The 24,855-nt window shown below is 64.4% G+C and carries 24 protein-coding genes; 10 read left to right on the top strand and 14 right to left on the bottom strand.

The annotated features are described in order from the left end of the window. Window positions 1-7: 7 nt before the first annotated feature. The 4 genes from NKI64_RS00780 to NKI64_RS00765 all read right to left on the bottom strand — a co-directional run bounded on the left by NKI64_RS00780 (window position 8) and on the right by NKI64_RS00765 (window position 4,057). Complete coding sequence (locus NKI64_RS00780) at window positions 8-1,081, bottom strand: ABC transporter ATP-binding protein (protein WP_023692047.1); 1,074 nt, start codon at window positions 1,079-1,081, stop codon at window positions 8-10. Next, window positions 1,078-1,869: an ABC transporter permease gene (locus tag NKI64_RS00775; protein ID WP_023672946.1), complete on the bottom strand. Its 792-nt coding sequence runs from the start codon at window positions 1,867-1,869 to the stop codon at window positions 1,078-1,080. Before NKI64_RS00775 ends, NKI64_RS00780 begins: the two co-directional genes overlap by 4 nt. Before the next feature lie 186 nt (window positions 1,870-2,055). Beyond that, the gene (locus tag NKI64_RS00770) at window positions 2,056-2,898 is read right to left on the bottom strand and encodes an ABC transporter permease (protein ID WP_023712268.1); all 843 of its coding nucleotides are present in this window, start codon (window positions 2,896-2,898) and stop codon (window positions 2,056-2,058) included. A gap of 94 nt (window positions 2,899-2,992) precedes the next feature. Further along, window positions 2,993-4,057 (bottom strand): polyamine ABC transporter substrate-binding protein, encoded by a 1,065-nt coding sequence (locus NKI64_RS00765; RefSeq protein ID WP_352666189.1) that lies wholly within the window; start codon window positions 4,055-4,057, stop codon window positions 2,993-2,995. Between the two features lie 235 nt (window positions 4,058-4,292). Here NKI64_RS00765 and NKI64_RS00760 point away from each other — a divergent pair, with 235 nt between their 5' ends. Genes NKI64_RS00760 through ggt form a run of 5 tightly spaced genes read left to right on the top strand, consistent with a single transcriptional unit; the run spans window position 4,293 to window position 10,846 of the window. Continuing rightward, complete coding sequence (locus tag NKI64_RS00760) at window positions 4,293-5,231, top strand: FCD domain-containing protein (RefSeq protein WP_352666187.1); 939 nt, start codon at window positions 4,293-4,295, stop codon at window positions 5,229-5,231. A gap of 10 nt (window positions 5,232-5,241) precedes the next feature. Continuing rightward, the gene (locus tag NKI64_RS00755) at window positions 5,242-6,525 is read left to right on the top strand and encodes a glycosyltransferase (protein ID WP_352666185.1); all 1,284 of its coding nucleotides are present in this window, start codon (window positions 5,242-5,244) and stop codon (window positions 6,523-6,525) included. A 6-nt stretch (window positions 6,526-6,531) separates the two neighbouring features. Continuing rightward, complete coding sequence (locus NKI64_RS00750; RefSeq protein WP_023698836.1) at window positions 6,532-7,914, top strand: glutamine synthetase family protein; 1,383 nt, start codon at window positions 6,532-6,534, stop codon at window positions 7,912-7,914. A gap of 2 nt (window positions 7,915-7,916) precedes the next feature. Next, a complete protein-coding gene (locus NKI64_RS00745; RefSeq protein ID WP_352666183.1) occupies window positions 7,917-9,218 on the top strand; it encodes an NAD(P)/FAD-dependent oxidoreductase in 1,302 nt (433 codons plus the stop codon). Between the two features lie 41 nt (window positions 9,219-9,259). Then, complete coding sequence (gene ggt / locus NKI64_RS00740; protein WP_023704262.1) at window positions 9,260-10,846, top strand: gamma-glutamyltransferase; 1,587 nt, start codon at window positions 9,260-9,262, stop codon at window positions 10,844-10,846. Between the two features lie 22 nt (window positions 10,847-10,868). Here ggt and NKI64_RS00735 read toward each other — a convergent pair whose 3' ends face one another. The 5 genes from NKI64_RS00735 to NKI64_RS00715 all read right to left on the bottom strand — a co-directional run bounded on the left by NKI64_RS00735 (window position 10,869) and on the right by NKI64_RS00715 (window position 15,251). Next, on the bottom strand, window positions 10,869-11,033 hold the full coding sequence (locus NKI64_RS00735) for a hypothetical protein (RefSeq protein WP_023701459.1): 165 nt from the start codon (window positions 11,031-11,033) through the stop codon (window positions 10,869-10,871). Further along, window positions 11,030-12,085 (bottom strand): ABC transporter ATP-binding protein, encoded by a 1,056-nt coding sequence (locus NKI64_RS00730; RefSeq protein ID WP_023685718.1) that lies wholly within the window; start codon window positions 12,083-12,085, stop codon window positions 11,030-11,032. Before NKI64_RS00730 ends, NKI64_RS00735 begins: the two co-directional genes overlap by 4 nt. A gap of 11 nt (window positions 12,086-12,096) precedes the next feature. Then, window positions 12,097-12,930, bottom strand: coding sequence for a carbohydrate ABC transporter permease (locus NKI64_RS00725; protein WP_352666180.1), 834 nt, complete (start codon window positions 12,928-12,930; stop codon window positions 12,097-12,099). A gap of 10 nt (window positions 12,931-12,940) precedes the next feature. After that, entirely contained in the window at window positions 12,941-13,870 is a 930-nt protein-coding gene (locus NKI64_RS00720) for a carbohydrate ABC transporter permease (RefSeq protein WP_352666178.1), read from the bottom strand. A gap of 67 nt (window positions 13,871-13,937) precedes the next feature. Beyond that, window positions 13,938-15,251: an ABC transporter substrate-binding protein gene (locus NKI64_RS00715; protein WP_352666176.1), complete on the bottom strand. Its 1,314-nt coding sequence runs from the start codon at window positions 15,249-15,251 to the stop codon at window positions 13,938-13,940. 237 nt (window positions 15,252-15,488) lie between these two features. Here NKI64_RS00715 and NKI64_RS00710 point away from each other — a divergent pair, with 237 nt between their 5' ends. The 5 genes from NKI64_RS00710 to NKI64_RS00690 are packed head-to-tail and all read left to right on the top strand — an operon-like array spanning window position 15,489 to window position 20,526. Then, window positions 15,489-16,166, top strand: coding sequence for a beta/alpha barrel domain-containing protein (locus NKI64_RS00710; RefSeq protein WP_352666174.1), 678 nt, complete (start codon window positions 15,489-15,491; stop codon window positions 16,164-16,166). Next, on the top strand, window positions 16,166-17,623 hold the full coding sequence (locus tag NKI64_RS00705; RefSeq protein ID WP_023835049.1) for a xylulokinase: 1,458 nt from the start codon (window positions 16,166-16,168) through the stop codon (window positions 17,621-17,623). The genes NKI64_RS00710 and NKI64_RS00705 overlap by 1 nt, the downstream gene beginning before the upstream one ends. Before the next feature lie 14 nt (window positions 17,624-17,637). Continuing rightward, a complete protein-coding gene (locus NKI64_RS00700; RefSeq protein WP_352666172.1) occupies window positions 17,638-18,930 on the top strand; it encodes an iron-containing alcohol dehydrogenase in 1,293 nt (430 codons plus the stop codon). 7 nt (window positions 18,931-18,937) lie between these two features. Further along, entirely contained in the window at window positions 18,938-19,741 is an 804-nt protein-coding gene (locus NKI64_RS00695; RefSeq protein ID WP_023692036.1) for an HAD-IIB family hydrolase, read from the top strand. Window positions 19,742-19,743: 2 nt separating this feature from the next. Further along, window positions 19,744-20,526: a DeoR/GlpR family DNA-binding transcription regulator gene (locus tag NKI64_RS00690; RefSeq protein ID WP_023686645.1), complete on the top strand. Its 783-nt coding sequence runs from the start codon at window positions 19,744-19,746 to the stop codon at window positions 20,524-20,526. A 10-nt stretch (window positions 20,527-20,536) separates the two neighbouring features. Here the strand turns inward: NKI64_RS00690 and NKI64_RS00685 are convergent, their stop codons facing one another. From NKI64_RS00685 to NKI64_RS00665, 5 genes are read right to left on the bottom strand one after another with little or no spacing between them, the layout of a single operon-like run. Next, complete coding sequence (locus NKI64_RS00685) at window positions 20,537-21,046, bottom strand: L-2-amino-thiazoline-4-carboxylic acid hydrolase (protein ID WP_023686644.1); 510 nt, start codon at window positions 21,044-21,046, stop codon at window positions 20,537-20,539. After that, on the bottom strand, window positions 21,043-21,828 hold the full coding sequence (locus NKI64_RS00680) for an ATP-binding cassette domain-containing protein (RefSeq protein ID WP_023686643.1): 786 nt from the start codon (window positions 21,826-21,828) through the stop codon (window positions 21,043-21,045). Before NKI64_RS00680 ends, NKI64_RS00685 begins: the two co-directional genes overlap by 4 nt. Continuing rightward, the gene (locus NKI64_RS00675; RefSeq protein ID WP_352666170.1) at window positions 21,825-22,826 is read right to left on the bottom strand and encodes an ABC transporter ATP-binding protein; all 1,002 of its coding nucleotides are present in this window, start codon (window positions 22,824-22,826) and stop codon (window positions 21,825-21,827) included. The genes NKI64_RS00680 and NKI64_RS00675 overlap by 4 nt, the downstream gene beginning before the upstream one ends. Then, window positions 22,823-23,653 carry an ABC transporter permease gene (locus NKI64_RS00670; protein ID WP_023735154.1) on the bottom strand — a complete coding sequence of 277 codons (831 nt, stop codon included), beginning with the start codon at window positions 23,651-23,653 and terminating at the stop codon, window positions 22,823-22,825. Before NKI64_RS00670 ends, NKI64_RS00675 begins: the two co-directional genes overlap by 4 nt. Then, the gene (locus NKI64_RS00665) at window positions 23,650-24,636 is read right to left on the bottom strand and encodes an ABC transporter permease (protein ID WP_023826307.1); all 987 of its coding nucleotides are present in this window, start codon (window positions 24,634-24,636) and stop codon (window positions 23,650-23,652) included. Before NKI64_RS00665 ends, NKI64_RS00670 begins: the two co-directional genes overlap by 4 nt. Window positions 24,637-24,855 lie beyond the last annotated feature (219 nt).

The following is a 24,855-nucleotide window of genomic DNA, read 5'->3' as shown; positions in this document are numbered from 1 at the left end:
AGCTCTCCTATTCCTGAAAAATTCTGACATCGGCGGCGTCCCAGCCGAGTTCGACCTGATCGCCCGACGAGACCGGCCGGCGGTCGGCGGCATCGGCGGTGACGCGCACCAGAAATGGTTTTGGCGACAGAGGCGTGCGGACATGCAGCTGCAGGTCGAGCCCGTGATAGGCCAGCGCCTCAACCGTGCCGGCGATGCGGTTGGCGGTCTCGGCTGACGGGAACAGCCGGATGCGCTCGGGTCGCACCGAAGCGACAGCGGAAGCGCCGGGTGTGAGCTTGGCGGGAACCTTGCCGGTGATGCGCGCGCCGTTCGCGGCGATCACGCCATCCGCAGACATCTTGCCCGGTACGAAATTCATCACGCCGATGAAGTCGGCGACGAAACGGTCGGTGGGATGCTCGTAGATCACGTGCGGCGTGTCGCATTGCAGCAGCTGGCCGTCCTTGAGCACCGCCATGCGGTCGGCCATGACGAGTGACTCTTCCTGGTCGTGGGTGACGATGACGAAGGTGATGCCGACTTCGTGCTGCAGGCGCTTCAGCTCCATCTGCATGGCGCCGCGCAGTTTCTTGTCCAGCGCGCCCAGCGGTTCGTCGAGCAGCAGCAACCGAGGCCGTTTGACCAGCGCGCGGGCGAGCGCGACGCGCTGCTTCTGGCCACCCGACAATTGCTCAGGCTTACGGTCGGCGAAGGGGACAAGCTCGGTGGTGGCCAGAATGGCCTCGACGCGGGAACGGATTTCAGCTTTCGGCAAGCGCTCCATCTCCAGCCCGTAGGAGACATTGGCGCGCACGCTCATATGCGGGAACAGCGCGTAGGACTGGAACATCAGATTGACCGGCCGCTTGTTGGGCGGGGTCCGGGCGATGTCCTTGCCATCGAGCAGTATGCGGCCGTCGGTTGGCGTCTCGAAGCCGGCCAGCATGCGCAGCAGCGTGGTCTTGCCGCAGCCGGAGGGTCCAAGCAGCGCGAAGAACTCGTTTTCGCGGATGTCGAGCGAGATGCCGTCGACGGCGGTGACCCGGCCGAACTTCTTCGAAACGTTATCAATGGCCAGCAGCGTGCGCGGTTCGCTCATTGGCCGATGATCCCACGGTTGAGCCGCTGCGACAGGGTCAGCGCGGTGATGGATACCGCCATGACGATGGTCGCCAGCGCGTTGATCTCCGGCGTGATGCCGAAGCGGATCATGGCGTAGATCTGCATCGGCAGCGTCGTCGAGGCGCGGCCGGCACCGGCGGTGAAAAAGGCGATGATGAACTCGTCGACCGAGAGCGTGAAGGCAAGCAGAGCGCCGGCAATCACTGCCGGCGCGATGACCGGCAATGTCACACGCCGGAAGGTGGTCAGAGCCGAGGCGCCGAGGTCGGCGGAGGCCTCGACGATCGACCAGTCGAAACTCTTTAGCCTTGCGCGCACCACCGAGCAGACGAAGGCGAGGTTGAAGACGACATGGGCGAGGATGATGGTATGCAGGCCCATGGTCAGGTTTAGCATGGAGAAGAACGACAGCAGAGCGATCGCCAGGACGATGTCGGGGATGATCATCGGTGCGAAGATCAGCGCCTCGAGACCCCTGCCGTATTGCCGGCGCATCTCGATGCCGATGGCCAGCAGCGTGCCGAGCAGCGTGGCGATGGCCGTGGAGACCAACGCCACGATCAGCGTGTTGAGCGCAGCGGAAAGGATTGCGGAATTGCCGGCCAGCGAGGCATACCATTTCAGCGAAAAGCCCGACCATGCCGTCGGCAATCCGCCTTCGTTGAAGGACAGCGCCACCAGCACGGCGATCGGGATGTAGAGGAAGGCGAAGACGAGGGTGAGGATCGTCCGCATGCCGAGCGTACGGGTGAAGGAATGGGTCATCGCCGGCCTCCGACAATTGGAGGGCAAGCGAACGACCAGAGTCCTTCTCCCTGTTCGCGGGTAGAAGCTACCGGCAGGCAGACGGGGGGCAGCGTTGAGCGTCGCAAAGGTTGACGCCGCCCCTCATCCGCCCCTTCGGGGCACCTTCTCCCGGTGAACGGGGAGAAGGCAAGAATTGCGCGGCGCTCAGCCATAGGCGTCACCCCTTGCCTCAGCCGCACGCCCCGCGGCGCGGTCGGCGGCGAGCGCCTGCGCCATAAGCACCAGAAGCATGATGGCGATCAGCGCCATCGCCAATGCCGCGCCAAACGGCCAGTCATTGGCGGTCAGGAACTGGTCGTAGACGAGGTTGCCGATCATCTGGAAGCGGCCGCCGCCAAGCAGCGCCGGGGTGACGAAATTGCCGATCGACAGCACAAAGACGAAGACAGCACCCGCAGCGATGCCGGGCACGGTCAGCGGCAGGATGACACGTCGGAAGGTGGTGGCAGCGGAGGCGCCGAGATCGCGTGAGGCCTCGGCCAGTTCCGGGTTGAGGCGTGACAGCGGCGCGTAGCAGGCGAGGATGACGAAGGGCAGATAGTTGTAGACGAGGCCTGCGATGACCGAGCCTTCGGTATAGAGCATCGAGGGCGGTTCGCCGGTGTAGCCGAACCAGCGCAAGAGCTGGGTGATCAGGCCTTCGCGGTTCAGCAGCACGATCCAGGCATAGGTGCGGATCAGGTAGTTGGACCAGAACGGCAGCACGGCGAAAAACAGGAACACCGGCTGCCACCGGCGCGGGGCGGCCGCGATCGCATAGGCGGCGGCATAGCCGATCACCACCGCGATCAGGGTCGCGGTGCCGGCGATACGCGCCGATTTGAGTAAGATGCCGGCATAGAGCGGGTCGAAGACCAACCCGAAATTTTCCAGCGTCAAAGTGTAGTCGATGCCGCCATAGACGCCGCGCCGGAAGAAGGCGAGCGCCAGCACCAGGGCGCATGGGATAACCATCAGCGCGGTCAGCCAGACCAGCGCCGGGGCCATCAGCAGAGAGGAACGAAGTCGGGTCTGGGACAATTTCTCGGGTACCGCTCAGGGCCGGCGGCAGAAGTGCTGCCGGCCGTGAAGTCTGCGCCGCTTACTGCGCGGCCTTGATCTCGCTGACGATCTTGGAATAGTCGCGCTGGGCTTCGCCGACGTCACGCAACTGCTCGAACTTGACGAGATCGGCCACCGGCATCGCCATGTTGGGGAATTTGGCCAGGAAGTCGGCCGGCAGGCTTTCCATCGCCGGCTTGTTCGGCACCTTGTAGTCGATGTTCTGCGCCGCCCAGGCGTGGTTCTTGGCGTCGAGCATGAAGTTGATGAACTTGAAGGCGTCCTCCTTGTGCTCGGACGCCTTCATCACCACCATCGTGTCGACCCACAGGTCCGAACCTTCTTTAGGGATGACGTATTTGATCTCCGGCTTGTCGGCGATGCCGTAATTGCACCAGCCGTCCCAGGCCTGCACCATCAGCGCCTCGCCGGAAACCAGCTTGGGATAGAAGGTGGTGTCGTCATAGGCGAGCAGGGTCTTCTTGGCGGAGATCAAGAGGTCCTTGACCTCGGCCATCTTGGCCGGGTCGGTCTCGTTGACCGAATAGCCCTTGTCGAGCTGCCCGGCGGCCAGCAGCCAGCGATCGGTCGCCAGCATGGTGGTCTTGCCCTTCATCTCGTCGGAAGGGGCGAGCAGGTCGCTCCAGCTCGTGGGCGCCGTCTTGACAAGGTCAGAGCGGTAGCAGAGGCCCGTCGTGCCCCAGGTGTAAGGCACGGAGAAAGCGTTGCCGGCATCGTGCGGCAGCTTGGTCGCTTCGGGATAGAGGTTGGCGAGGTTGGGGATCTTGGCATGGTCGATCGGCTCGGTCAGGCCAAGCTTGTTTAATACTTCGGCGAAGGGCGAGGAGACGAAGACCACGTCATAGCCCTTGCCGCCGGCGGCAATCAGCTTGCCCATGATCTCTTCATTGGTGGCGTGCACCACCACTTCGCCGGCAATGCCGGTGGCGGTCTTGAAAGCGGCCATGGCGTCGGGTGCCATGTACCCATCCCAGTTCGAAATAACGAGGTCGGCTGCGGCGGCCGGCCCCGAGAGCGTCAGGGCGAGACCGAGAGCGATTGAGGATGTATTGAGCGCACGGCGCCGCAGGCTGGTAGCGGTCATGGCAGTCTCCCATTCGGTTTGATCGTCGAAATCATTTGCCGGACCAAGGCCGGCGACGCGCGCGCCTGCCTCGATCCTGTTCCCTCGGTCTTTTCTCGCCGATTGCGCCGACAGTACTATTGCAGAAAAAAGTACGTCAATCCATAATCTGTCAACCGACGGAGGAATTTGGCCGATTGTCCCTGTTCCGGCGATCAGCCAGACCAATGCGCCACATTCGCATTCGAGAAAAGTCATGCAAGCCGTAGCCAGACGACCTCGCACCAACCATCTCGATCTGGCGCAGCGCATCCTGGATGTGGCGCGGCAGCGTGGCTTCGAGCCTGGCGCCCGCCTGCCCGAACAGCAGATCGCCTCGCTGTGCAATGTCTCGCGCACGCCCGTACGCGCCGCACTCGGCCTGCTCGCGGAACGGGGCGTGGTGCGCTGGGAGGCCGACAGCGGTTATCATCTGACGGTCGACCTCGCCGCCCAGCCCGCCATTGCCGCCGAACTACCTAGTGCGGAGGAAGACGAGCTCGCCGAAGCCATCCTGCGCGACCGCTCGGCGCGACGGTTGGACCAGACGGTGACCATCGCGGGGCTGATGCGACGCTACGACGCTGATCGCAAGACGGTACTAAAAGCACTTAAAAAACTGACCGACGAGAATCTTCTGGATCGTGCGCCTGGGCAATCCTGGTTGTTTCGCCGCGCGCCGGACGATCCGGAGGCGCAAGGCGAAAGCTACGAGTTCCGCCTGGTGCTGGAGCCGGCGGCCATCCTGACGCCAGGCTTTCGGCTGGACGGGGCGCGGGCAGCAATGTTGCGGCAAGGCATGGAAGCGCTTGCAGCGCTGCCGGACGAGACATTCGACACGCGCGAGTTCCAGCGGCTGGACATGGATTTTCATGGCATGATCGCCGAGGGCTGCGCCAACCGTTTTGTGTCGGATGCATTGGCCGATCATCTCCGCCTGCGCCGGCTGCCGGGCATCTATTCCGGCGTCAACGTGTTTCGGCTGCGGCAATCGTTGCGCGAACACTCGGGCATACTCGACTATCTTGAAAGCCGGCAGTATGAGGTGGCTGCCGATCTGCTTCGCATCCACCTGCGGCTCTCCCGCAGCCAGCGACCGCAAGCAGCCAGCCGCGGAGCTCCCGCACTGTTCAGCATGATCAGCCGGCCGGATTGAAGAGGAATAATTGACGCGTAAAGCCAGCCCGACCATCGCGCTGTTTCCCGAAGCCAGTTTCGGCGCCGCGTTGAATTGCGTCGGTATCGCACAGGCATTGCGCGCACGGGGCGCTCGCCCCGTCTTCATCTGCCATGCCGGCTTCTCCGGCGTCTTTACCGACTATGGCTTCCAGGAATACCATCTGCCGACGGATGAGCCGCTGAGCGACAGCGACCGCCAGAGCTATTGGCAGGCCTTCGTGCGCCGGCACCTGCCGCATTTCCGGCTGAGCCCGATCGACCAGCTCGAGACCTATGTCGCGCCGACCTGGCAAGCGATCGTCGACACCGCCGTCAACGCCGAGGCGCCGCTGCGCCAATTGCTGGCGCGGCTGAAGCCGGATGTGGTGGTGCTCGACAACGTCATCATGTTCCCGGCGATCGCCGCCGCCGGCTGCCCGTGGGTGCGCGTCGTCTCCTGTGCCGAGACGGAACTGCCGGATGCCGAGGTGCCGCCCTATCTCTCGGGGATGGGTGCCGACGACCCGCAACGTGCGGCGTTCGAAGCGCGCTATCTCGCGGCCTCCGCACCCGCGCATGAGCGCTTCAACCGTTTTCGCGCGGATGCCGGCCTGGCGCCGTTGCCCAAGGGCCTGTTCCTCGAGACATCACCCGACCTCAATCTGCTGCTGACGCCAGCGATCGTACGGCGTGAGCGGGCCGAGCCGCTCGACCCCAAACGCTTCGTTTATCTCGAAGGCTGCGTGCGCTCGGAAGGGCCGTTCGAGGTGCCGGTGTTTCCGCGCAATGGCGGGCCGCTGGTCTATGTCAGCTTCGGCAGTCTCGGCGCGATGGATGTCGGGCTGATCGAACGCATGCTCGCCGTCTTCGACCGGCTGCCGGCGCGCTTCATCGTCAATGCCGGCGGCCTGCGCGACGCCTACCGCGCGGTGCCGGACAATGTCTATCTCGACGCCTGGTTTCCGCAGCCTTCGGTGGTGGCGAAGTCGGACCTGTTTATTCATCACGGAGGAAACAACAGTTTTTGCGAGGCGCTGCGCTTCGGCGTGCCGTCGCTGATCATGCCCTATTGCTGGGACGGACATGACAATGCGCAACGCGCGGGAGAGACGGGCGTGGGCGACCATATCGGCCGCGACGCCTGGACCGAAGGGGGATTGGAGAGAGCCATTCTCGGCCTGCTGGCCGACGATGCGATGCGCGCCCGCCTCAGGGACAATGCTGCCAAGATGGCGCTGACCCCTGGAACGGATGTGGCCGCGCAAGCCATACTCTCTCTCATAGGTACGTGAACCAAAATGCAGGACAAAAATACCAACACCGCTCTCTTCACCGGCAACGATCCCAAGGCCTGGCTCGCCCAGCACGGCATAACGGAGGTCGAGTGCCTGGTGCCCGACATGAATGGCGTGCTGCGCGGCAAGGCGCTGCCGACGGTGAAATTCCTCAAGGCGCTGGAAGACCGCGCACTCTACCTGCCGAGCAGCGCTTTCCTGGTCAGCATCGATGGCCGCTACTCCGGTTCCATCGACGAAGGCTTTGCCTATCAAGACCCGGATATGCGCATGGTGCCTGATATGTCGACGCTGTGCCTGGCGCCGGGCGGTGGCGTCGGCAAAGCCTATGTCTTCGCCGACGCCTTCCACATGCAAGGCAAGCCCTGGATGGCCTCGCCACGACATGTGCTGCGCGCCGTGCTCGATCTCTACCGGAAGCGCGGTTGGCGCGCGGTGGTGGCGCCGGAAATCGAATTCTATCTGACCGCGCCCAATCCGAATCCCGACCAGCCGCTGACGGCACCGGTTGGCGCCAATGGCCGCGCCGAGGGCTCGCAGCATCCCTATGACATGGTGGCGCTGGAAGAATTCGAGCCGGTGATAAGGCGCGTCTATGATTATGCCGCAGCCGCCGGCCTGCCGCTCGACACGCTGATCCATGAGTCCGGCACCGCGCAGCTGGAGATCAATCTATTGCACGGCGACGCGGTGCCGCTCGCCGACCAGGTGCTGCTGTTCAAGCGGCTGACTCGCCAAGCGGCGCAACAGAGCGGCATGCACGCGACCTTCATGGCCAAGCCGATCGCGGCGCAGGCGGGAAGCTCGATGCATCTGCACATGTCTGTCGTCGATGAAACGACAGGCGCCGCGCTGTTTGCCGACAGAGATGATGCAGACACCGAAATGTTCGGCCATTTCATCGGCGGCCTGCAGAGATATGTGCCCGAGATCATGCCGCTGTTCGCACCCAACGTGAACTCGTTCCGCCGCATCCGGCCGAACCACAGCGCACCGGCCAACATCGAATGGTCGCATGACAACCGCTCTTGCGGCCTGCGCGTGCCGGCAGGTGGCCGCGCCGCCCGGCGGGTAGAGAACCGCTTGCCGGGAGCGGATTGCAATCCCTATCTGGCGATCGCCGGTTCGCTGCTTGCCGGCTATCTCGGCGTCGAGCAGAAGCTGGCGCGCTCGGCTGAGGCCTCGGGCAATGCCTACAAGATCAAAAGCACGCTGCCGAAAACGATGGAGGAGGCGCTTGATCGTTTCATTGCTTGCGAGCCGGTGCGGGCATTGCTCGGCGAGGATTTTTTCCAGACCTATCTGCGCGTCAAGAGCGTCGAACTCGACCTGTTCCAGAGCGTGGTGACGAGCTGGGAACGCGACCATTTGCTGCTGAAGGTGTGATCATGGCCTCCGGCTCAACGGGTTTCAATTCGAGCCTCGATATCGGCAATTCCTATTATGTCGCCACCGCCAATCCGGCGCCGGACCATCCGGCGCTGGTGGGAGATGTCGGCGCCGATCTGGTGGTGGTCGGCGGCGGCTGCACCGGCCTGTCGGCCGCCCTTCATGCCGCCGAGCGCGGCCTGAAGGTGGTGCTGCTCGAAGGCGGCAAGATCGGCTGGGGCGCGTCGGGCCGCAATGGCGGCCAGATGATCCCTGGCCTGCGCAAAGGCGCCAAGGGGTTGGTCAAGCTTTACGGCCCCGAGCGGGCGAAGGCGCTGTTCGACCTCGCCTTCGAGGCGCGGGGCCTGGTGCTCGACATCATCGAGCGCCACGCCATCGATTGCGATCTGCGGCTGACCGGCCATCTCGTCGGTGCCGTTAATGGCTCCGACCTCAGGGATCTCGAAGACGAGGCCAAATGCCTCGAGAGCGTGATGAAGTTCCGCGACGTCGAGATCCTGTCGGCGGCGCAGGCACGCGGCAAGGTGGACACGCCCTATCATGGCGCGATGTATGAGCCGCTTGGCGGCCATATGCATCCGCTGAACTACACGCTCGGCCTTGCCCGTGCCGCCGTGGCGGCCGGTGTCGTCATCCATGAAAATTCCGTCGCGGTAAAGCTGGAGCGCGAGCCTTCGATCCGGGTCTCGACGGCGCAGGGGTCGGTAAGGGCCAAACATGTCGTGCTGGCCGGCGACGCGTTGCTGCATGGGCTGGAGCCGCGCGTCAACAGCCGCATCATGCCGGTCGGCAACTACATCGTCGCCACCGAACCGCTGGAGGGCAAACACAATGTCATCCCGGCCAATGTCGCGGTGTCCGACACGCGCTTCGTCGTCAACTACTACCGCATGTCGGCGGACGGTCGGCTGCTGTTCGGCGGCGGCGAGCGCTACACGCCATCGCCGCCGGCCGACATCGCCGGCTTCGTGCGGCCGCACATGGAGGCCACCTTCCCGCAACTGAAGGGCTGCCGCATCGATCATACCTGGGGCGGTCTGGTGTCGGTGACCACGTCGCGGCTGCCGCATGTCGGGCACTATGGCGAGGTCTATTTCGCGCATGGCTATTCCGGCAAGGGCGTCATCCTGTCAACGCTGTCGGGCAAGCTCTTGGCCGAAGCGATTACGGGCGACGCCTCGCGGCTGGACCTGTTCTCGACGCTGACGCCGATGCCGTTCCCGGGCGGTACGGCGCTGCGGGGCCCGCTCTATGTGCTGGGGATGTTGTGGTACGCCATGCGCGACCGCATCAAGCATTGAAGGCTGCGGCCGGCGGGCGCGAAATCATTGGAGGCGATTGCATGCGTGATTTTCAGTCCCCCGGACGCTCGCCAGTTCGCGCGACAGAAGCGATGGCGGCGACATCGCATCCGCTGGCGACGCTGGCCGCCATCGACATGCTGCGCTCCGGCGGCAATGCCATGGATGCCGCTGTGTGCGCTGCGGCGGTGCAAGGCGTCGTCGAGCCGCAATCGACCGGCATCGCCGGCGACTGTTTTGTGCTCTACAGTCCCAAAGGCGAGGGCGATGTTCTCGCTTTCAACGGCTCGGGGCGTTCGCCCGCTGCGGCAACCGCCGAATGGTATCTGGAGCGGGGGCATTGCGAACTGCCTGCGGCCGGACCGCATGCCGTCACCATACCAGGCGCCATCGATGCATGGTGCCGGCTACTCGAGGACCACGGAAAAAAGGGCATCGACGCCGCGCTGGCGCCAGCCATTCGCTATGCCGAACAAGGCTATGTCGTTCATGATCGCGTCGCCTTCGACTGGGCCGACGAGGTCGCCCTGCTCTCAGCCGATGAACATGCCGCGCGCATATTCCTGCCCGAGGGAAGGGCGCCGCAAGCCGGCGATGTGCATCGGCAGCCGCACTTGGCGGACACCTTGCGCATCATCTCCAACCGAGGCCGTGCAGGGTTTTATGAAGGTGAAGTCGCGGACGATCTGGTGGAACGTCTTCGCGCGCTGGGCGGGCTGCATGCATTGGAGGATTTCGCCGAGACCCAAGGCGACTACGTCACGTCGGTGAATACGTCCTATCGCGGCTACGATATCCATCAGATGCCACCGAACAATCAGGGCATGACGGCGCTGATCATGCTGAATGTGCTTTCGGGCTTCAGCCTTGGTTCGTTGGAGCCGAACAGTGCCCAGCGGCTGCATCTCGAGATCGAAGCCGGCCGGCTTGCCTACCAGGACCGCGATACTTTCATCGGCGACCAGGATTTCGTCCAGGTCCCCGTCGAACAACTGCTGTCGGCAGCTTATGCGGAGCGGCTGCGCGCCGCCATCGATCCCGCCCTCGCCATGACGCATCTGCCGCGGCTTGAGCTGCCGCGCAGCGACACCGTCTATATCTCCGTGGTCGACCGCGACCGCAATGCAGTCAGCTTCATCAACTCGACCTTCGGTTCCTTCGGCAGCGGCGTCGTCGGTCCCAAGACAGGCGTCGTGCTGCAGAATCGCGGCAGCAGTTTTCGCCTCACGGAAGGCCATCCAAATCGTATCGCGCCGCGAAAGCGACCGATGCACACCATCATGCCTGGCATGGCGACGCGAGGGGGTAAGGTGGTGATGCCGTTCGGGGTGATGGGCGGCGGCTACCAGCCGTTCGGCCATGTCCATCTGTTGACCAACATGATCGATTTCGGGATGGACCCGCAGCAGGCACTGGATGCGCCACGGGTGTTCTACAAGGACAATGCCGTGCTGGCCGAGCGCGGGATTCCGGCTGAGGCGATCGCCGGCCTGCGTCAGCGCGGTCATCAGGTTTCGATCGCCGAGGAGCCGCATGGCGGCGGCCAGCTGGTGCTGATCGATTGGGAAAAGGGCACGCTCACCGGTGCCTCCGATCCTCGCAAGGACGGTTGTGCGCTGGGCTACTGATCTGCGTTGCTGGAATGCGCATTCAGAACCAGATCAGCCAGACAAGCTGCAGGGTTACCAGTGCAATGGCGTCCCAGAAGATGAGTTCGCCTGTCGAGAACCAGCGCCGCGACCGGTTGAAGCTGTAGAACAGCCACCAGACCAAGGCTGCGGCGGCCAGCGGCACCAAAGCGAGCAGCGTGCTCACGGCAGCCGCGCTCCCGACACAGCATCGAATGTGTGCAGCGCTGCCGGCGGAAAGCGTAGATAAAGCGGCTGGCCGGGATCGAAAGCGCGATCGTCATTCACAGTCCTGACGATCAGCGCGTTGGCCTCGCTATTGGCGAAGATCAGCACGTCCGGCTCGACCGGTTCGACGACGTCGACGGCAAACAGGATGGCGTCGCCGGCAGTCGCGTCGACAAGCTGGATCTGCTCCGGGCGAATGCCGAGCACGATGGGACCATCAGGCTTTCCCGGAAGCGGGCAAGTGAAACCGCTGGCGTGGAAGACGCCGGCGCGGACATCGCCATCGAACGTGTTCATCGCTGGACGGCCGATGAATTCGGCGATGAAGCGATTGGCAGGCCGCCGATAGATCTCGCGCGGGTCGTCGTACTGGATCAGTGCGCCTTCGCGCAACACCGCGACCCTGGTCGCCAGCGTCATCGCCTCTTCCTGGTCGTGGGTGACGAAGACGAAGGTCTTTTTCAGCTCGCGATGCAGACGCTTCAGCTCGGTGCGCATGTGGAGCCGCAACAAGGCGTCGAGATTGGACAGCGGCTCGTCCATCAGACAGAGGCTCGGCTGCCAGACGAGTGCGCGGGCCACAGCCACGCGCTGCGCCTGGCCGCCCGACAATTGCGAAGGGCGGCGGTCGAGGTAACGGGTGATTTCGAGCAGCTCGGCCATGGCGCGGACGCAGCGGTCAAGCTCGGCGGCCGGCATCTTTCGGATGCGCAAGGGATAGGCGATGTTCTCGTAGACGCTCTTATGGCTGTAGAGCGCATAGTTCTGGAACACCATGCCCATGCCGCGCAGGCGCGGCGGCAGGTCGGTGACATCGAGGCCCTCGACCATGATGCGCCCGGCGGTCGGCCGCTCCAGCCCGGCGAGCAGCCGGCAGGCTGTCGTCTTGCCGGAACCGGACGGGCCGAGCAGAACCAGGAATTCGCCGGGCTCGAAAGCAAGATCGAGCGCCTGCAGCGCCACCGTCCCGTCCGGGAAGGCCTTGGTGACGCCGTCGAAAACAATTGCCATACAAGATCCCTTCAACCCTTGACCGCGCCGAAGGTGAGGCCGCGGACGAGCTGTTTCTGGACAAGGAACGTGAAAAGCACGATCGGCAGCGTTGCCACGATCGCGACTGCCGCGACCTGTCCCCAGAGCGTGCCATGCGGCGTCACCAGCCCCGGTATGCCGACGGTCAGCGGCCGCCCGTCGAAAGCGACGAGGATGAAGGCATAGAGGAACTCGTTCCACGACAGGATGAAGCAGAGCACCGCTGTGGCGCCGATGCCGGGTGCGGCCAGCGGCGCGACGACGAAGAAGAATGCGCCGAGCCGCGAGCGGCCGTCCATCATCGCGGCCTCGTCGATCTCCCTGGGGATTTCGGCGAAGAAGCCGCGCATCATCCAGACGACGAGCGACAGGTTGAAGGAGGTGTGGGCGATCACAACGGCGTAGATGGTGTCGATCAGGCCCAGCGAGGTGAAGAACAGGAACAGCGGCACGGCGATTGAGATCGGCGGCGCCATGCGCGTGGTCAGGAAGAAGAAGAACAGGTCTTCCTTGCCGGGAAAATCCGAGCGGGCAAAGCCATAGGCCGCTGGCGCGCCGATGACGATGCAGAGTATGGTCGACGACACCGAGATCAGCACCGAATTGATCGCCAGCGGCCAGTATTCCTTGTCGATGAAGACCGCCGGATAGTTGGAGAACGTCGGCGTAAAAACCCATTTCGGCACCGAGGACAACAGGTCGACGCGGTTCTTGAACGAGGCCAGCACCATCCAGACGTAGGGCGTCAAGGCCACCACGACAGCGACCAGCAGCACGGCCCAGGCAAAGCTGCTCCAGGCGCGGTTGGTGGATTGATCGATCATCGCAGCGCCCTCAAAACGACGCCGCCTGCTTGCGGCTCGACCAATAGACGGCCTTGTAAAAGACGGAGCACAGGATCAGCACGACGAGATAGATCATGAAGGCGACCGCGGCGCCGTAGCCGAGATCCCAGTTGCGGAAGTTGACGCGGTAGGCGTAGATCGACACCAGTTCGGTCAGCGTTCCCGGACCGCCGCCGGTCATCAGGAAAACCTTGTCGAACTCCTTGAAGGCATCGATGCCGCGCAGCAATAGCACCAGCGCGATGACGGGCCGCAGCAGCGGCAGCATGACATCGCAAAAGATCTGAAACGGTTTGGCGCCATCCATCATCGCCGCCTCGAACGGCGCGCGCGGCAGGCTCATCATCCCGGCGAGCATGATCAGGGTGACGAAAGGCGTCCACTGCCAGACATCAATGGCGACGATGGTCGGAAACACCAGGTCGGGTGCCGAAAGCACCGCCGAATTCTGCGCCAGCAGGCCGACCTTGCGCATGTAGAAGGTGAGCATGCCGAAATCGCCCTGCAACAGCAGCCGCCAGATCAGTCCGACGGCGACCGGCGCAATCATCATCGGGATGAGCAGCAGTGTGGTGAGAAGCCGCTGGCTGGCGACGAAGCGGAAGATCAGGAAGGCCAGCGCAAAGCCGAGCAGGAATTCGAGGCCGACGGCGATGACGACGAATTTCAGCGTCAGCAGGAACGATGCCCAGAAGAATGGGTCGTTGCGCATCAGCTTGCGGAAATTGTCGAAACCGACGAAGGCGCCAGCATGGCTGGCGTCGGCGAAGCTGAGGTCGGTCAGCGCGGTGTAGACCATGTAGTAGAACGGGCCGACCAGGAAGACGACGACGAGCAGCGTCGCCGGCAGCATCAAGAGCGGCCCCACCCCACGGTCGAGAAGCGGCATTCCGCGCGGCGATGGTGTGCGGTTCGTCACGGGCGTTTCCTGCGGACAAGAACGGCTACCCGCTTGTGCGGGTAGCCTCTGCGCGACATCTCAAGGCCTATCGTGCCGGATAGGTCATTGGTGCGCAAGAACCGAGCAGTGTCGAGATGTCGGTGGCGGCGGTGTCGAGGGCGGCCTGCGCCTCCTTTTCGCCGGCGAGGTAGGACGACAGTTCGCGCACCAGTATGTCGGTCATCTCGGCCGATTGCGGCAGCGTCGCCTTCGGCACCGCATGCTCGTTGGCCTCCATGGAAGCCTTGGCATAGGGCAGCTTCTGCACCTCCGCCGAAGCATAGACATCGGGCCGACCTGAAGCGCCGCCATTGAGATGCTGCTCGAGCTGGCGGTCATAGCCCATCATCCACTGGACGAAGAGGAAGGCGGCCTGCTGGTTCTTCGAATAGACCGGGATGAGATAGGTCCAGCCTTCGACCTGGCCGATCTTGCCGCCATCGCCTTGCGGCACGAGATCGAAGCCGACCTTGCCGACGACGGTGGAGGCCGTGGTGTCGACCGATACGGCATAGGTTGCGTCGTTCCACATGATCAGCTCGGCGACCTTGGCTTGCTGCATCAGCGCCATGACATCATCCCAGAAATAGTTGAGGCTGTCCGGCGGCGAGAATTGCAGCAGGCTCTTGTAATATTCGAGCGAGGCGACGGCCTTGGGGCTGTTGACGATGACCGGGCCGCAGGCCGAGCCGCTCTTCACGTCGAGCACGTCGCCGCCGAAGGAATAAAGGAAGTTGAGCCACTCATACCACAGCGCCTCGTGGCGCTTGCCCTGCAGGGCGGTGCCGTAAAAGCCCTGGTCGGGGCGATAGAACCATTCGGCGATATCGCGATACTGCTTCCAGTCCTGGGCGGGAGCGAGGTCGTAGCCATACTTGGCCTTGAAGCCTGCCTGCTCCTTGGGATCGGCGAGCAGGTCCGACCGATACCACATGAACATGTTGAGCACGGTGAAGGGGAAACCGTACTCCTTGCCGTCATACCAGGAGATTTCGTGCCAGGCAGTCTGGTAGAGCTGCTTCTCCGGCTCGAAGCTCGGATCGCGCAAAGCCGGGTCGGCCATCATCTTGGCGATTTCGACCAGATGGTTGTTGGTGGCGAACTTGCCGAGTTCGCGATGCGGCTGGATGATGACGTCGTAGCGGCCGCGGTGCGAGTTGAGATCGAGCTGCACCTTGTTGACGGCTTCCGAGTGCTCGTACATCTCGACTTCGACATGGATGCCGGTCTGTTTTTCAAACTCCGGCGCCATCTTCTTCAGCGCTTCGAGCGGCGGCAGCGCCTCGCCGACCATGCGGATGGTCTGGCCGCTATAGGGTTTCGACGCCTCTTTCAGATCCCACGCGGCCGCTTGTGTCACTTGCCACGTCAGGGGCCACACAAATACGGCTGCGACGAGCAGTCTGGACGCGGTACGTCTCAGCGGCTTGAGCATTCTTCCCTCTCCCTAGAAGTCGTGCCTGGCGGGCCGGCGCCCGTTCTGTCATAAAATGTGTGGTACTGCAAATCAAAATGTGGCACCTTGCAACAAATGGTTGGGAGGTGTTAACAGACCGGCAGCAAACCGGCTTTCCCGACCAGGCGAGGGACCTTTCGGATGGACTTCATCTTTATGCTGACGCGTAACGATCGCACGGTCGAGGACTGTCTCGACCTGGTCGAGTTGATCGAGCCGGTCGGCCTGAAGCATGTCGGCTTCAAGGATATCGGCGTCGCGCCGGATGTGCTGCGAAAGCTCGCTGGCGCCATTGGGCGGACAGGCGCCACTACTTACATGGAAGTTGTCTCGACGACGGCGGAGGCCTGCCTCAATTCTGCACGCATCGCCAGGGATCTCGGCATCCAGCGCCTGCTCGGTGGAACCCAGGTCGACGAGATCATGGCGCTGCTGGAGGGGAGCGGCACGGAATACTACCCTTTTCCGGGTCGGCCGGTCGGCCATCCAACCAAGCTCGGCGGCTCGGCCGAGGACGTCGAGGCCGACTGCCGGGCCTTCGCCGAGAAGGGTTGTGCGGGATGCGACATCCTCGCCTATCGCGCCACCGAGGCCGACCCGGCCGAACTGGTGCGCGCAGCCCGGCGCGGGCTTGGTCCGTCGCGGCATCTGATCGTCGCCGGCGCCGTGGCATCAGCCGATCGGATCAAGGCGATCAAGCTGGCCGGCGCCAACGCTTTTACCATTGGCACAGCGATTTTCGATGGCTCCTATTCGCCGACGAAAGGTTCTATCCTCTCGCAATTGCGGGATGTCCTCGCGGATTGCGAGCGCGTCTAATGCCAGTCATCGGCATCGATCTCGGCACACAAAGCCTAAAGGCGATCGTTGTCGATGACGAATTGCGGCTGCGTGGCGAGGCCGCTGCGCTGTACCAGCCGGCCTTCCCGGCGCCCGGCTGGGCCGAACAGAACCCGGCGCTGTGGCTGGCGGCGCTCAAGCCGGCCATTGCCGGCGCGCTCGACAAGGCTGGGCTTGCGCCGTCCGACATCAAGGGTATTGCCATTGCCGGCCAGCTCGACGGCTGCGTCGCGGTCGATGGCAATGGTGAGGCGCTGGCTCCGTGCATCATCTGGATGGACCGGCGGGCGGCAGGAGAGATCGCCGGCATCGATCCGGACTTCATCCGTGAGCGCACCGGTCTCGTTCTGGACGCCACCCATATGGCGGCGAAAATCCGCTGGGCCGCGCGCAACCTGCCCGAAGCGCGCCGGGTGGCGCTCTGGCATCAACCGGTATCGTTCGTGGTCGCGGCGCTGTGCGGTCGTGCCGTCATCGATCACGCGCTGGCCTCGACAACCATGCTCTATGGGCTGAAGGAGCACAACTATGCCGGCGATCTGCTGGCGGCCTTCGACATCGATGCAGATAAATTGCCCGGCATCGACGATGCATCTGAGATCGCCGGCGCCTTGACGCACGCCGGCGCCGAGCTCACCGGCCTGCCTGTGCGCACGCCGCTGGCGGTTGGCACCGGCGATGATTTTTCGGCCGCCATAGGCGCCGGGGTTGTCGTGCCCGGTGTCGTCGCCTGCAATCTCGGCACGGCCGAAGTGGTCGGCGCGGTTTCCGGCACGCTTCGCCTCGACCCCAGCGGCCTGGTCGAGACCCATGGCTTTCTCGGCGACGGCTATTTCATCTCCAATCCCGGATGGCTCTCGGGCGGCGCGGTGACGTGGTTTCTAACAACCTTCGGCGTCGATTCGCCGGCGGCGATGTCGGAACTGGCGGCGACGGTGGTTGCCGGCAGCGACGATTTGCTGTTCTTGCCCGCGTTGTCCGGTGCCATGGCGCCGCGCTGGATCGCCGAAGCGCGTGCCGCTTTCTACGGCCTGACATCCTTCCACGGCAAAGCGGCCTGCGCTCGCGCAGTGCTGGAAGGCTGCGCCTTCGCCATGCGCGACGTGGTCGACCGGCTGGACGATCTCGATATCGCGACGGATCGCATCCGGCTCTCAGGCGGTGGCGCGCGCAGCCGGGTATGGGCGCAAATCCGTGCCGATGTCAGCGGCAGGCCGGTCGAGATCGCAGGTGCGGCCGATGCCTCGCCGATCGGTGCGGCAATCCTTGCCGCCGCGGCCATCGGCCTTACCTCCTCAGTGCAGCAGGCGGCTGAAAGGCTGGCCGGCCACATCGAGACGATCGACCCTGATCCTTCCGCCAAGGCCGCCTACGACAGAAGTTACCGCCGGTATCGCACCTTGTTCGATGCCCTGACCCCGCTTCATGCTGACTGACCGGACTGCATCCTATGTCCAGACAAATGCTCGATCGCCTTATTGCCGGCACGCTGCCTGACCCGGATAGCCAGGGAATGCTGTCGGTGCCGCTGAAGACCATCGTCATAGGGCGCGGTCTCGGCGACGAAGCCGATGCGCTGGTCAAGCCGCTGCCGCTCGGCCGCAGGCTCGCCGTTGTCATGGATCCCGACACAAGGCTGGCTCTCGGCGAGAGAGTGTCGATTGCGCTGCGCGGCTCGATCGATGTCGACAAGATCATCCTGCCGCGCCATCCGCATCCCGACATGGACGCCGTGCGATCGGTGATCGCCCGCACGAAAGACGCCAGCGGTCTGGTCGCGGTCGGATCGGGCTCGATCAATGACATCACCAAATATGCCGCCCATCTGACCCAAAAGCCCTATGCGGTGTTCGGCACCGCGCCGTCGATGAACGGCTACACCTCGGTGTCTGCGGCAATCACAGAGGACGGCCTGAAGAAATCGCTGACGGCGAGCCTGCCGGTCGGTGTCTTCCTCGATCTCGATGTCATGGCGCGAGCGCCGCACCGGCTGATCGCTGCCGGCTTCGGCGATTCGATGGCGCGGCCGACCGCGCAGACCGATTGGCTGATGGCGCATCTGTTGCTCGGCACGCCCTACCGGGAGGCGCCGTTCATGCTTCTGGCCGAGGACGAGGAGGCGCTCATCGCCAAGGCCGGCGAACTCGGGACCGGCGACCTTGAGGCGATGGAAGTGCTGGTGCGCACGCTGGTCATGTCCGGTCTCGGCATGACACTGTGCGGCGGCTCTTATCCGGCCAGCCAGGGCGAACATCTGATCGCCCACTATATCGACATGCGGGGCCAGGGATTGCCTGAGGCGCATCACGGCGAACACATAGCGGTGACGACGTTGACGATGGCGCGGCTGCAGGAACGCGTGCTGGCGCTGCGGGAGCTGCAGCTCGCGCCGTCCGCCGATACGCCAGACCGCTTCATCGAAATCTTCGGCGAAACGCTCGGACGTTCCTGCTGGGCGGCATTCAAGCCCAAGCTGCTGGACCGCGAACGGGCAAACGCCATCAACACCATGCTGGCCAAGCAATGGCGCTCGCATCGTGAAAGGCTGGTGCGGGTGGCACGCCCGGCGCGCGAGATCGCGGCAGCACTGCGCGCCGCCGGCGCGCCGACCACGCCGCAAGAGGTCGCCATACCGGCTGGCTTCTACGACGAGGCGGTCGCCAATGCCCGGCTGATCCGCGACAGGTTCACCATGCTCGACGTCGCGGCTGCCTCGCTCGAAACGGTTGCGGCGGGAGCCTGAGCGGGTGCTGCGTCCGCTTGCCGACTTCACCGCGCTAGACCGGCGCAACATCGCCGTCGTTCTGACCGATATCGACGACACCTTGACCGACAAGGGACGGCTGCCGGCAAAAGCCTATGCGGCGCTCGAGCGGCTGAAGCAGGCCGGCTTCCTTGTCGCGCCGGTGACCGGCCGCCCTGCCGGCTGGTGCGACCTGATCGCGCGGCAATGGCCGGTCGATGGCGTGATCGGCGAGAACGGCGCTTTCTATTTCCGCTATGACGGCACTGCCAAGCGCATCGTTCGTCACTATGCCAGGAGTGCCGGCGAAAGGCAGGCTGACGCGGCGCGCCTGCGCGAGATCGAACGCGCCGTGCTCGCGGAAATTCCGGGTGCGGCGGTCGCCGCTGACCAGGCCTATCGCGAAGCCGATTTGGCGATCGATTTTCGCGAGGATGTCGCGCCGCTGCCCAAATCTGAAGTGCTGAAGATCGTCGCTATCTTTCAGCGCTATGGAGCGGCGGCGAAAATCTCGTCCATCCATGTCAATGGCTGGTTCGGCAAATACGACAAACTGTCAACAAGCCGGCTATTCTTGCGCGACTGTTTTGGTATAGACATAGACCACGACAAGGACAGCATTGTCTTCGTCGGCGATAGTCCAAACGATGCGCCAATGTTCGGCTTCTTCCCCAACAGCGTCGGTGTCGCTAATGTGCTGGACTTCGCCGGCGAACTTCCGGCATCTCCTGCCTTCGTCACAAGCGGGCGCGGCGCGCAAGGGTTTGCCGAGCTTGCCGACGCACTGATTGCTGCAAAGGGAATGGAATAATCATGGATCAGGGCCGACTGACGAAGAAGGAGCGGCACGCGCTTATCCTTTCGGAAGTGCGCCGGTCGGCGTCCATCCGCATCTCCAAACTTGCACGGCGCATCGGCGTCGCCGGCGAGACCATCCGCCGCGATCTTATCGAACTCGGCGATGCCGGGCTGATCAACCGCACCTATGGCGGTGCGACGATCTCGCTGGTGACATCAGAGCCGGTGATTTCGGAGCGCGGCCTGACCCTGGTCGAGGAGCGCGCCCGCATCGGCCGCGGCGCAGCGGGCCTGGTCCAGAAGGGCCAGATCGTGATGATCGATGGCGGTTCGACCACTTATGAGGTGGCGCGCAACCTTTCGCAGCTGAAGCGCGACCTGACCATCATCACCAATTCCACCGGCGTGGCCTCGGTGGCCGGCGCCAATCCGACCTTCCGCGTGCTGCTTTGCCCCGGGACCTATGACAGCCGCGAAGGCAGCGTGCTTGGCGAAGACACCGTCGAGTTCCTGCGCCGCTACAATGCCGACGTCGCCATTATCGGGGCATCGGGGATAAGCGCCGATGGTCCGAGCGACATGATCTCGGGCGCCGCAGCCGTTAAACGCGCAATGATATCGCGTTCACTGTCGACGGTGCTGGTGGTGACCCACGACAAGTTTGGCCGCAGCAGTCTGGAACGCATCTGCGGGCTCGATGACATTGCCGATATCGTCACCGACAGCGAACCGAAGGCCGACCTGCGCACTGCTGCCGAACAGGCGGGCACGGAGCTGCATGTGTTTGCCGCCGACTGATCAGCATTGGCTATCCGGCGGCATCCCGGTTGGTCAGCGCGATGTGGCAGCAGCCGGAGCCGTGGCCCGGCGTCCAGGTGACATTGTCGAAGCGCACGCCCGTTGCCTTGAACAGACCACGGTCGAAAGCGCCGGCGATGCGGCAGAGCGTGGCGAGTTTTTCATCACCGACACCGGCCTCGACCCAGGCGTCCTTCAGCGGACAACGCTTCACCTTGAAGGCGATGTGGTCCGGCCCGCGCTCGACATCGGTCGGATACATCAGGCCGCCATCCGGGCTGACGGCCAAAAATGCCTCGCCGATGGCCGGCGCGTCGTTAGGTCCGAAACGGGCGAAGGCGGCCGCCGCCACCTCCTTGCCGCGCTGCTCGATGGTGCGGATCATGATCGCCTCGGCCTTTTCCGCGCCGAGTTCGCCGGTCAGCTCGTCGAGAAACAGACGGTAGAGATCGGCGCGGTTACGGAAGGCGGAATCGAGTTCGCGCGAGAGTTTTTCGGCTCTGGCTTCTGGTTCTGTCATGGTACTTGCCTGCTGCTTCTGTCCAATCTTGGCGCCGCCGCAACCAGCGCCTTGCCGATTGCCGACTGCGGCGCGTCGATAACGTTGCGGGCGTCGCCGCTCTCGGCGATCCGCCCGGCGTCGAGAAGAACGACGCGGTGGGCGATGGCCCGTACGACGCCGAGATCATGCGAAATGAAGAGATAGGCGATCCGTTCCCTGGCTTGCAGGTCGAGCAGCAACGCAAGGATCTGTCCGCGGACCGAAACGTCGAGCGCCGACACCGCCTCGTCGAGCACGATCAGCGACGGTTTGGTTGCGATGGCGCGGGCGATGGCGACGCGCTGGCGCTGGCCGCCGGAGATTTCGTGAATGGCGCGCGGGGCGAGATCGGCTGCCAGCCCGACGCGATCCAGCAAGGCAGCAATGCGGGCCGGCCTCTCGGCGCGGGAAGCGATGGCATGGATGCGCAAGGGATCGTCAAGCACGCGAGCCACCGTGGCGCGCGGGTTGAACGCGGCGAGCGGATCCTGGAACACCATTTGCAGGCGCGCGCGCTTGGTGCGCAGGGCCGCACCCTTCAAGAGCAGAAAGTCATCGCCTTCGAACTGGACGGTGCCGGCGTCGGGCTCGATCAACCTAAGCACCAGCCGCGCGATCGTCGACTTGCCGCTGCCGGAAGGCCCGGCCAGCGCCAGCGTCTCGCCGGGTTCGATGGCGAAGGAGACACCGTCGACGGCCGCGATGGCCTTGCCGCCACGACGGTATCGCTTGGTAAGACCGGAGACGGTGAGCAAGTTCATGCCGGCGCCCGTCGTAGCAGCGGATCGGCGTCGAGGCCGAGATGGGCGTCGAGCAGCGTTCGCGTATAGGCATGGCGCGGGGCGTTTATGATTTGCTCCGTCGGACCGAGTTCGATCAGTTCGGCGTTCCGGAATACAGCGATACGCTCTGCGAGTTCGGCGGCCAGCGCGATGTCGTGGCTGATGAACAGCAGCGTCATGCCGTCCTCCGCCACCAGTTGCCGAATGAGGCTGACGATTTCGGCTTGCACAATGGTGTCCAGCGCGCTGGTCGCCTCATCGGCGATCAGCAGTTTCGGACCGGCTGCAATGGCCGCGGCAACAGCAACGCGCTGCTTCTGGCCGCCGGAGAGCTGGTGCGGGAAAGCACGCATGGCGGTTTGTGGGTCGGGCAGCCGGACACGTTGGAGCAGGGTTTTGGCTTTGGCGTAAGCTTGTGGCCAGTCGATGCCGAGGTGGGTGCGGGCGACTTCGGCGATCTGTTTGCCGACGGTCATGACGGGGTCGAGGCTGGCGGAGGGGTCCTGGAAGACGAAACCAATGTCGCGACCGGGAAGGGGGAGCGTGCTGGGCTCGGTTAATTTGAGAGGTCGGCGTTCCGTCACACCCCCCTCTGTCCTGCCGGACATCTCCCCCGCAAGGGGGGAGATTGCTCTCTCATCTCCGCCTTCGCCAACCACGAACGTTGCAGAAGGGAAGCCGTCGGCAAAGCTGCTGATCTCCCCCCTTGCGGGGGAGATGTCCGGCAGGACAGAGGGGGGTGGGAAGGATCGCGGCGCCTGAAATTGCCACTTGACATGCCCTTCAATCTTGGCGCTCGCCGGCAGCAGTCCAGCCACCGCCAGCGCCAGCGTGCTCTTGCCCGAACCGCTTTCGCCAATGATCGCCAGCCGCTCGCCGGCAATAACATCCAGGCTGACCCCCTTCAGCGCCGTCACCTCGCTGCCATCTCGCCGATAGCGCACTGACAGATCGCGTATCTCAGCCAGTGCGGTCACGACAGGCTCCTCCGCACCGCCGTCGTTTCGACCACGCCTTCGCCGGTGAGATAGACGCCAAGCACGGTCAGCACCAAGGCGATGCCCGGAACGATCGACAGAAAGGGCGCGGTGCGCAGCACAGTGCGGCCCTCGGCGATCATGCCGCCCCAAGTGACGCGATTGGGGTCGCCGAGACCGAGGAAGGACAGCGCTGCCTCGGTGAGGATCGCGGCGGCCACGATCACCGAGGACAAGGCCAGCACCGGCGGCAACGCGTTGGGCAACACCTCGCGAAAAGCGATCTCAAGCGGATGCATGCCGATGACGCGAGCGCCGGCGACGTAATCGCGCTCGCGGATCGACAGCACTTCGGCGCGCGCTACACGCGCCGGTCCGGTCCAGGCGCCAAGCGCTATTGCCGTGACGACGACGCCGAGCGACGGCCCGACGACGCTGACGAAGGCCAGCGCCAGGAGAAAACTCGGCACGGTCTGGAAGGCATCGGTGATGCGCATCAGCCCCTCGTCCACAAGGCCGCCGGCAAAGCCGGCCAGCGTGCCGACGACCGCGCCGATGAAGAGTGCCGCCGCTGCCGCCGCCAGGCCGACCGCCAGCGAGGTGCGGGCGCCGTGGAACAGTTCGGCCAGCACGTCACGGCCGAGCCGGTCGGTGCCGAGCGGCAGCGACCAGTCCTGGAAGGGCGGCAGCAGTGCTGGTCCGGCAATGGCCTGCGGGTCGCCGGGGAAGAGCAGCGACGCAAACAGCGCCATGGCGAACAGAAGCGCCAGGATGATCGCGCCGGCGACCGCTTCCGGCCGGCGCAGGAACCGCGGCAGCGCGCTCACGCGCTGGCCTCGCCGGCGCCGACGCGCGGGTCGAGGAAGGCGTAGGCGATGTCGACGGCAAGGTTGACGGCAATGACGAGGACGGCGCTGGTGAGGATGATGCCGAGCAGCAGCGGCGTGTCGCGCGAAGCGACCGCTTCCTGCGCCAGCCGGCCGAGCCCGGGCACGGCAAAGACGCTTTCGATGACGACGCTGCCGCCCAGCATCTGCGCCGATTGCAGGCCGAGCATGGTGACCAGCGGCAAGAGCGCGTTGCGGGCGACATGGGCGAGCACGATGCGGCGGCGTGACAGCCCCCTGGCGCGGGCGGCGAGCACAAAATCCTGCCGCCACGCCTCGGCCATGCCGGCGCGCATCATGCGCAGATAGAGCGCGAGATAGATGAAGCCGAGCGCGGAAACCGGCAGGACGAGGTGGACGGCGATGTCGGTGGCGCGGTCAAAACCGGTCTTGTCCGAGGCCAGGCTCTCGATGCCGCCGATCGGCAGCCAGCGCAGGTCGACGGCAAAGACGACGATCAGCACCAGGCCAAGCCAGAAACCCGGCACGGCATAAAGCGCCAGCGAGCCGATCGACAGGAAGCAGTCGCGAAAGCTGCCGGGTCTGGCGCCGGCGTAGATGCCGAGCGCCGAGCCCAAACCGAAGGAGAGCGCGGTGGCGGTCACCATCAAGAGCAGTGTCGTCGGCAGGCGTTCCAGGATGACATCGCGAATTGGCCGCGAGAAGGTAACGGACTGGCCGAGGTCGAAATGCAGCAGCGCCCAGAGATAGTTCGCGAGCCGTGTCAGCTCGGACTGGTCGAGGCCCCAGCGATGACGCAGCAATTCGATCATGCCGGCGTCGCCGCCGGTCGAGACGATGTAGGCGTCGACCGCGTCACCGGGGGCGGCTTCCAGGAGGAGGAATGTGCCGATGATGACGATCAGCAGCACGAAGATGCTGCCGACGAGGCGACGGCGAATGAGGGTGAGGGCACGGGTCATGGCTGCCTTACCCTCCCCCTTGTGGGGAGGGTCGATCCGCGAAGCGGAGCGGGGTGGGGGTTCTCGTAGGGCGCTACCCCCACCCCGTCGAGCGGCTGCCGCTGCGCAGCAACCGCTCGCCGACCCTCCCCACAAGGGGGAGGGTGAAGGTTGGCGCTATCCGGCAGGACAGAACAGAGGCGTGAAGGAACTCTCATCCCTGATGATGAGCATTCGTCC

The sequence above is a fragment of the Mesorhizobium sp. M0478 genome (assembly GCF_040321305.1).
Lineage (GTDB): Bacteria > Pseudomonadota > Alphaproteobacteria > Rhizobiales > Rhizobiaceae > Mesorhizobium.
Note: the sequence above shows the minus strand (reverse complement) of the source record. Positions and strands in the feature narration are given on the sequence as shown.

Excerpts from the sequence above, each read along its gene's own strand:
- NKI64_RS00710 (WP_352666174.1), top strand. The coding sequence starts at position 15,489 with ATGGACTTCATCTTTATGCTGACGCGTAACGATCGCACGGTCGAGGAC.
- NKI64_RS00750 (WP_023698836.1), top strand. The coding sequence starts at position 6,532 with ATGCAGGACAAAAATACCAACACCGCTCTCTTCACCGGCAACGATCCC.
- NKI64_RS00745 (WP_352666183.1), top strand. The coding sequence starts at position 7,917 with ATGGCCTCCGGCTCAACGGGTTTCAATTCGAGCCTCGATATCGGCAAT.
- NKI64_RS00725 (WP_352666180.1), bottom strand. The coding sequence starts at position 12,930 with ATGATCGATCAATCCACCAACCGCGCCTGGAGCAGCTTTGCCTGGGCC.
- NKI64_RS00770 (WP_023712268.1), bottom strand. The coding sequence starts at position 2,898 with ATGGCCCCGGCGCTGGTCTGGCTGACCGCGCTGATGGTTATCCCATGC.
- NKI64_RS00700 (WP_352666172.1), top strand. The coding sequence starts at position 17,638 with ATGTCCAGACAAATGCTCGATCGCCTTATTGCCGGCACGCTGCCTGAC.
- NKI64_RS00690 (WP_023686645.1), top strand. The coding sequence starts at position 19,744 with ATGGATCAGGGCCGACTGACGAAGAAGGAGCGGCACGCGCTTATCCTT.
- NKI64_RS00730 (WP_023685718.1), bottom strand. The coding sequence starts at position 12,085 with ATGGCAATTGTTTTCGACGGCGTCACCAAGGCCTTCCCGGACGGGACG.
- NKI64_RS00705 (WP_023835049.1), top strand. The coding sequence starts at position 16,166 with ATGCCAGTCATCGGCATCGATCTCGGCACACAAAGCCTAAAGGCGATC.
- NKI64_RS00685 (WP_023686644.1), bottom strand. The coding sequence starts at position 21,046 with ATGACAGAACCAGAAGCCAGAGCCGAAAAACTCTCGCGCGAACTCGAT.
- NKI64_RS00775 (WP_023672946.1), bottom strand. The coding sequence starts at position 1,869 with ATGACCCATTCCTTCACCCGTACGCTCGGCATGCGGACGATCCTCACC.
- NKI64_RS00760 (WP_352666187.1), top strand. The coding sequence starts at position 4,293 with ATGCAAGCCGTAGCCAGACGACCTCGCACCAACCATCTCGATCTGGCG.
- ggt (WP_023704262.1), top strand. The coding sequence starts at position 9,260 with ATGCGTGATTTTCAGTCCCCCGGACGCTCGCCAGTTCGCGCGACAGAA.
- NKI64_RS00665 (WP_023826307.1), bottom strand. The coding sequence starts at position 24,636 with ATGACCCGTGCCCTCACCCTCATTCGCCGTCGCCTCGTCGGCAGCATC.
- NKI64_RS00765 (WP_352666189.1), bottom strand. The coding sequence starts at position 4,057 with ATGACCGCTACCAGCCTGCGGCGCCGTGCGCTCAATACATCCTCAATC.
- NKI64_RS00680 (WP_023686643.1), bottom strand. The coding sequence starts at position 21,828 with ATGAACTTGCTCACCGTCTCCGGTCTTACCAAGCGATACCGTCGTGGC.
- NKI64_RS00780 (WP_023692047.1), bottom strand. The coding sequence starts at position 1,081 with ATGAGCGAACCGCGCACGCTGCTGGCCATTGATAACGTTTCGAAGAAG.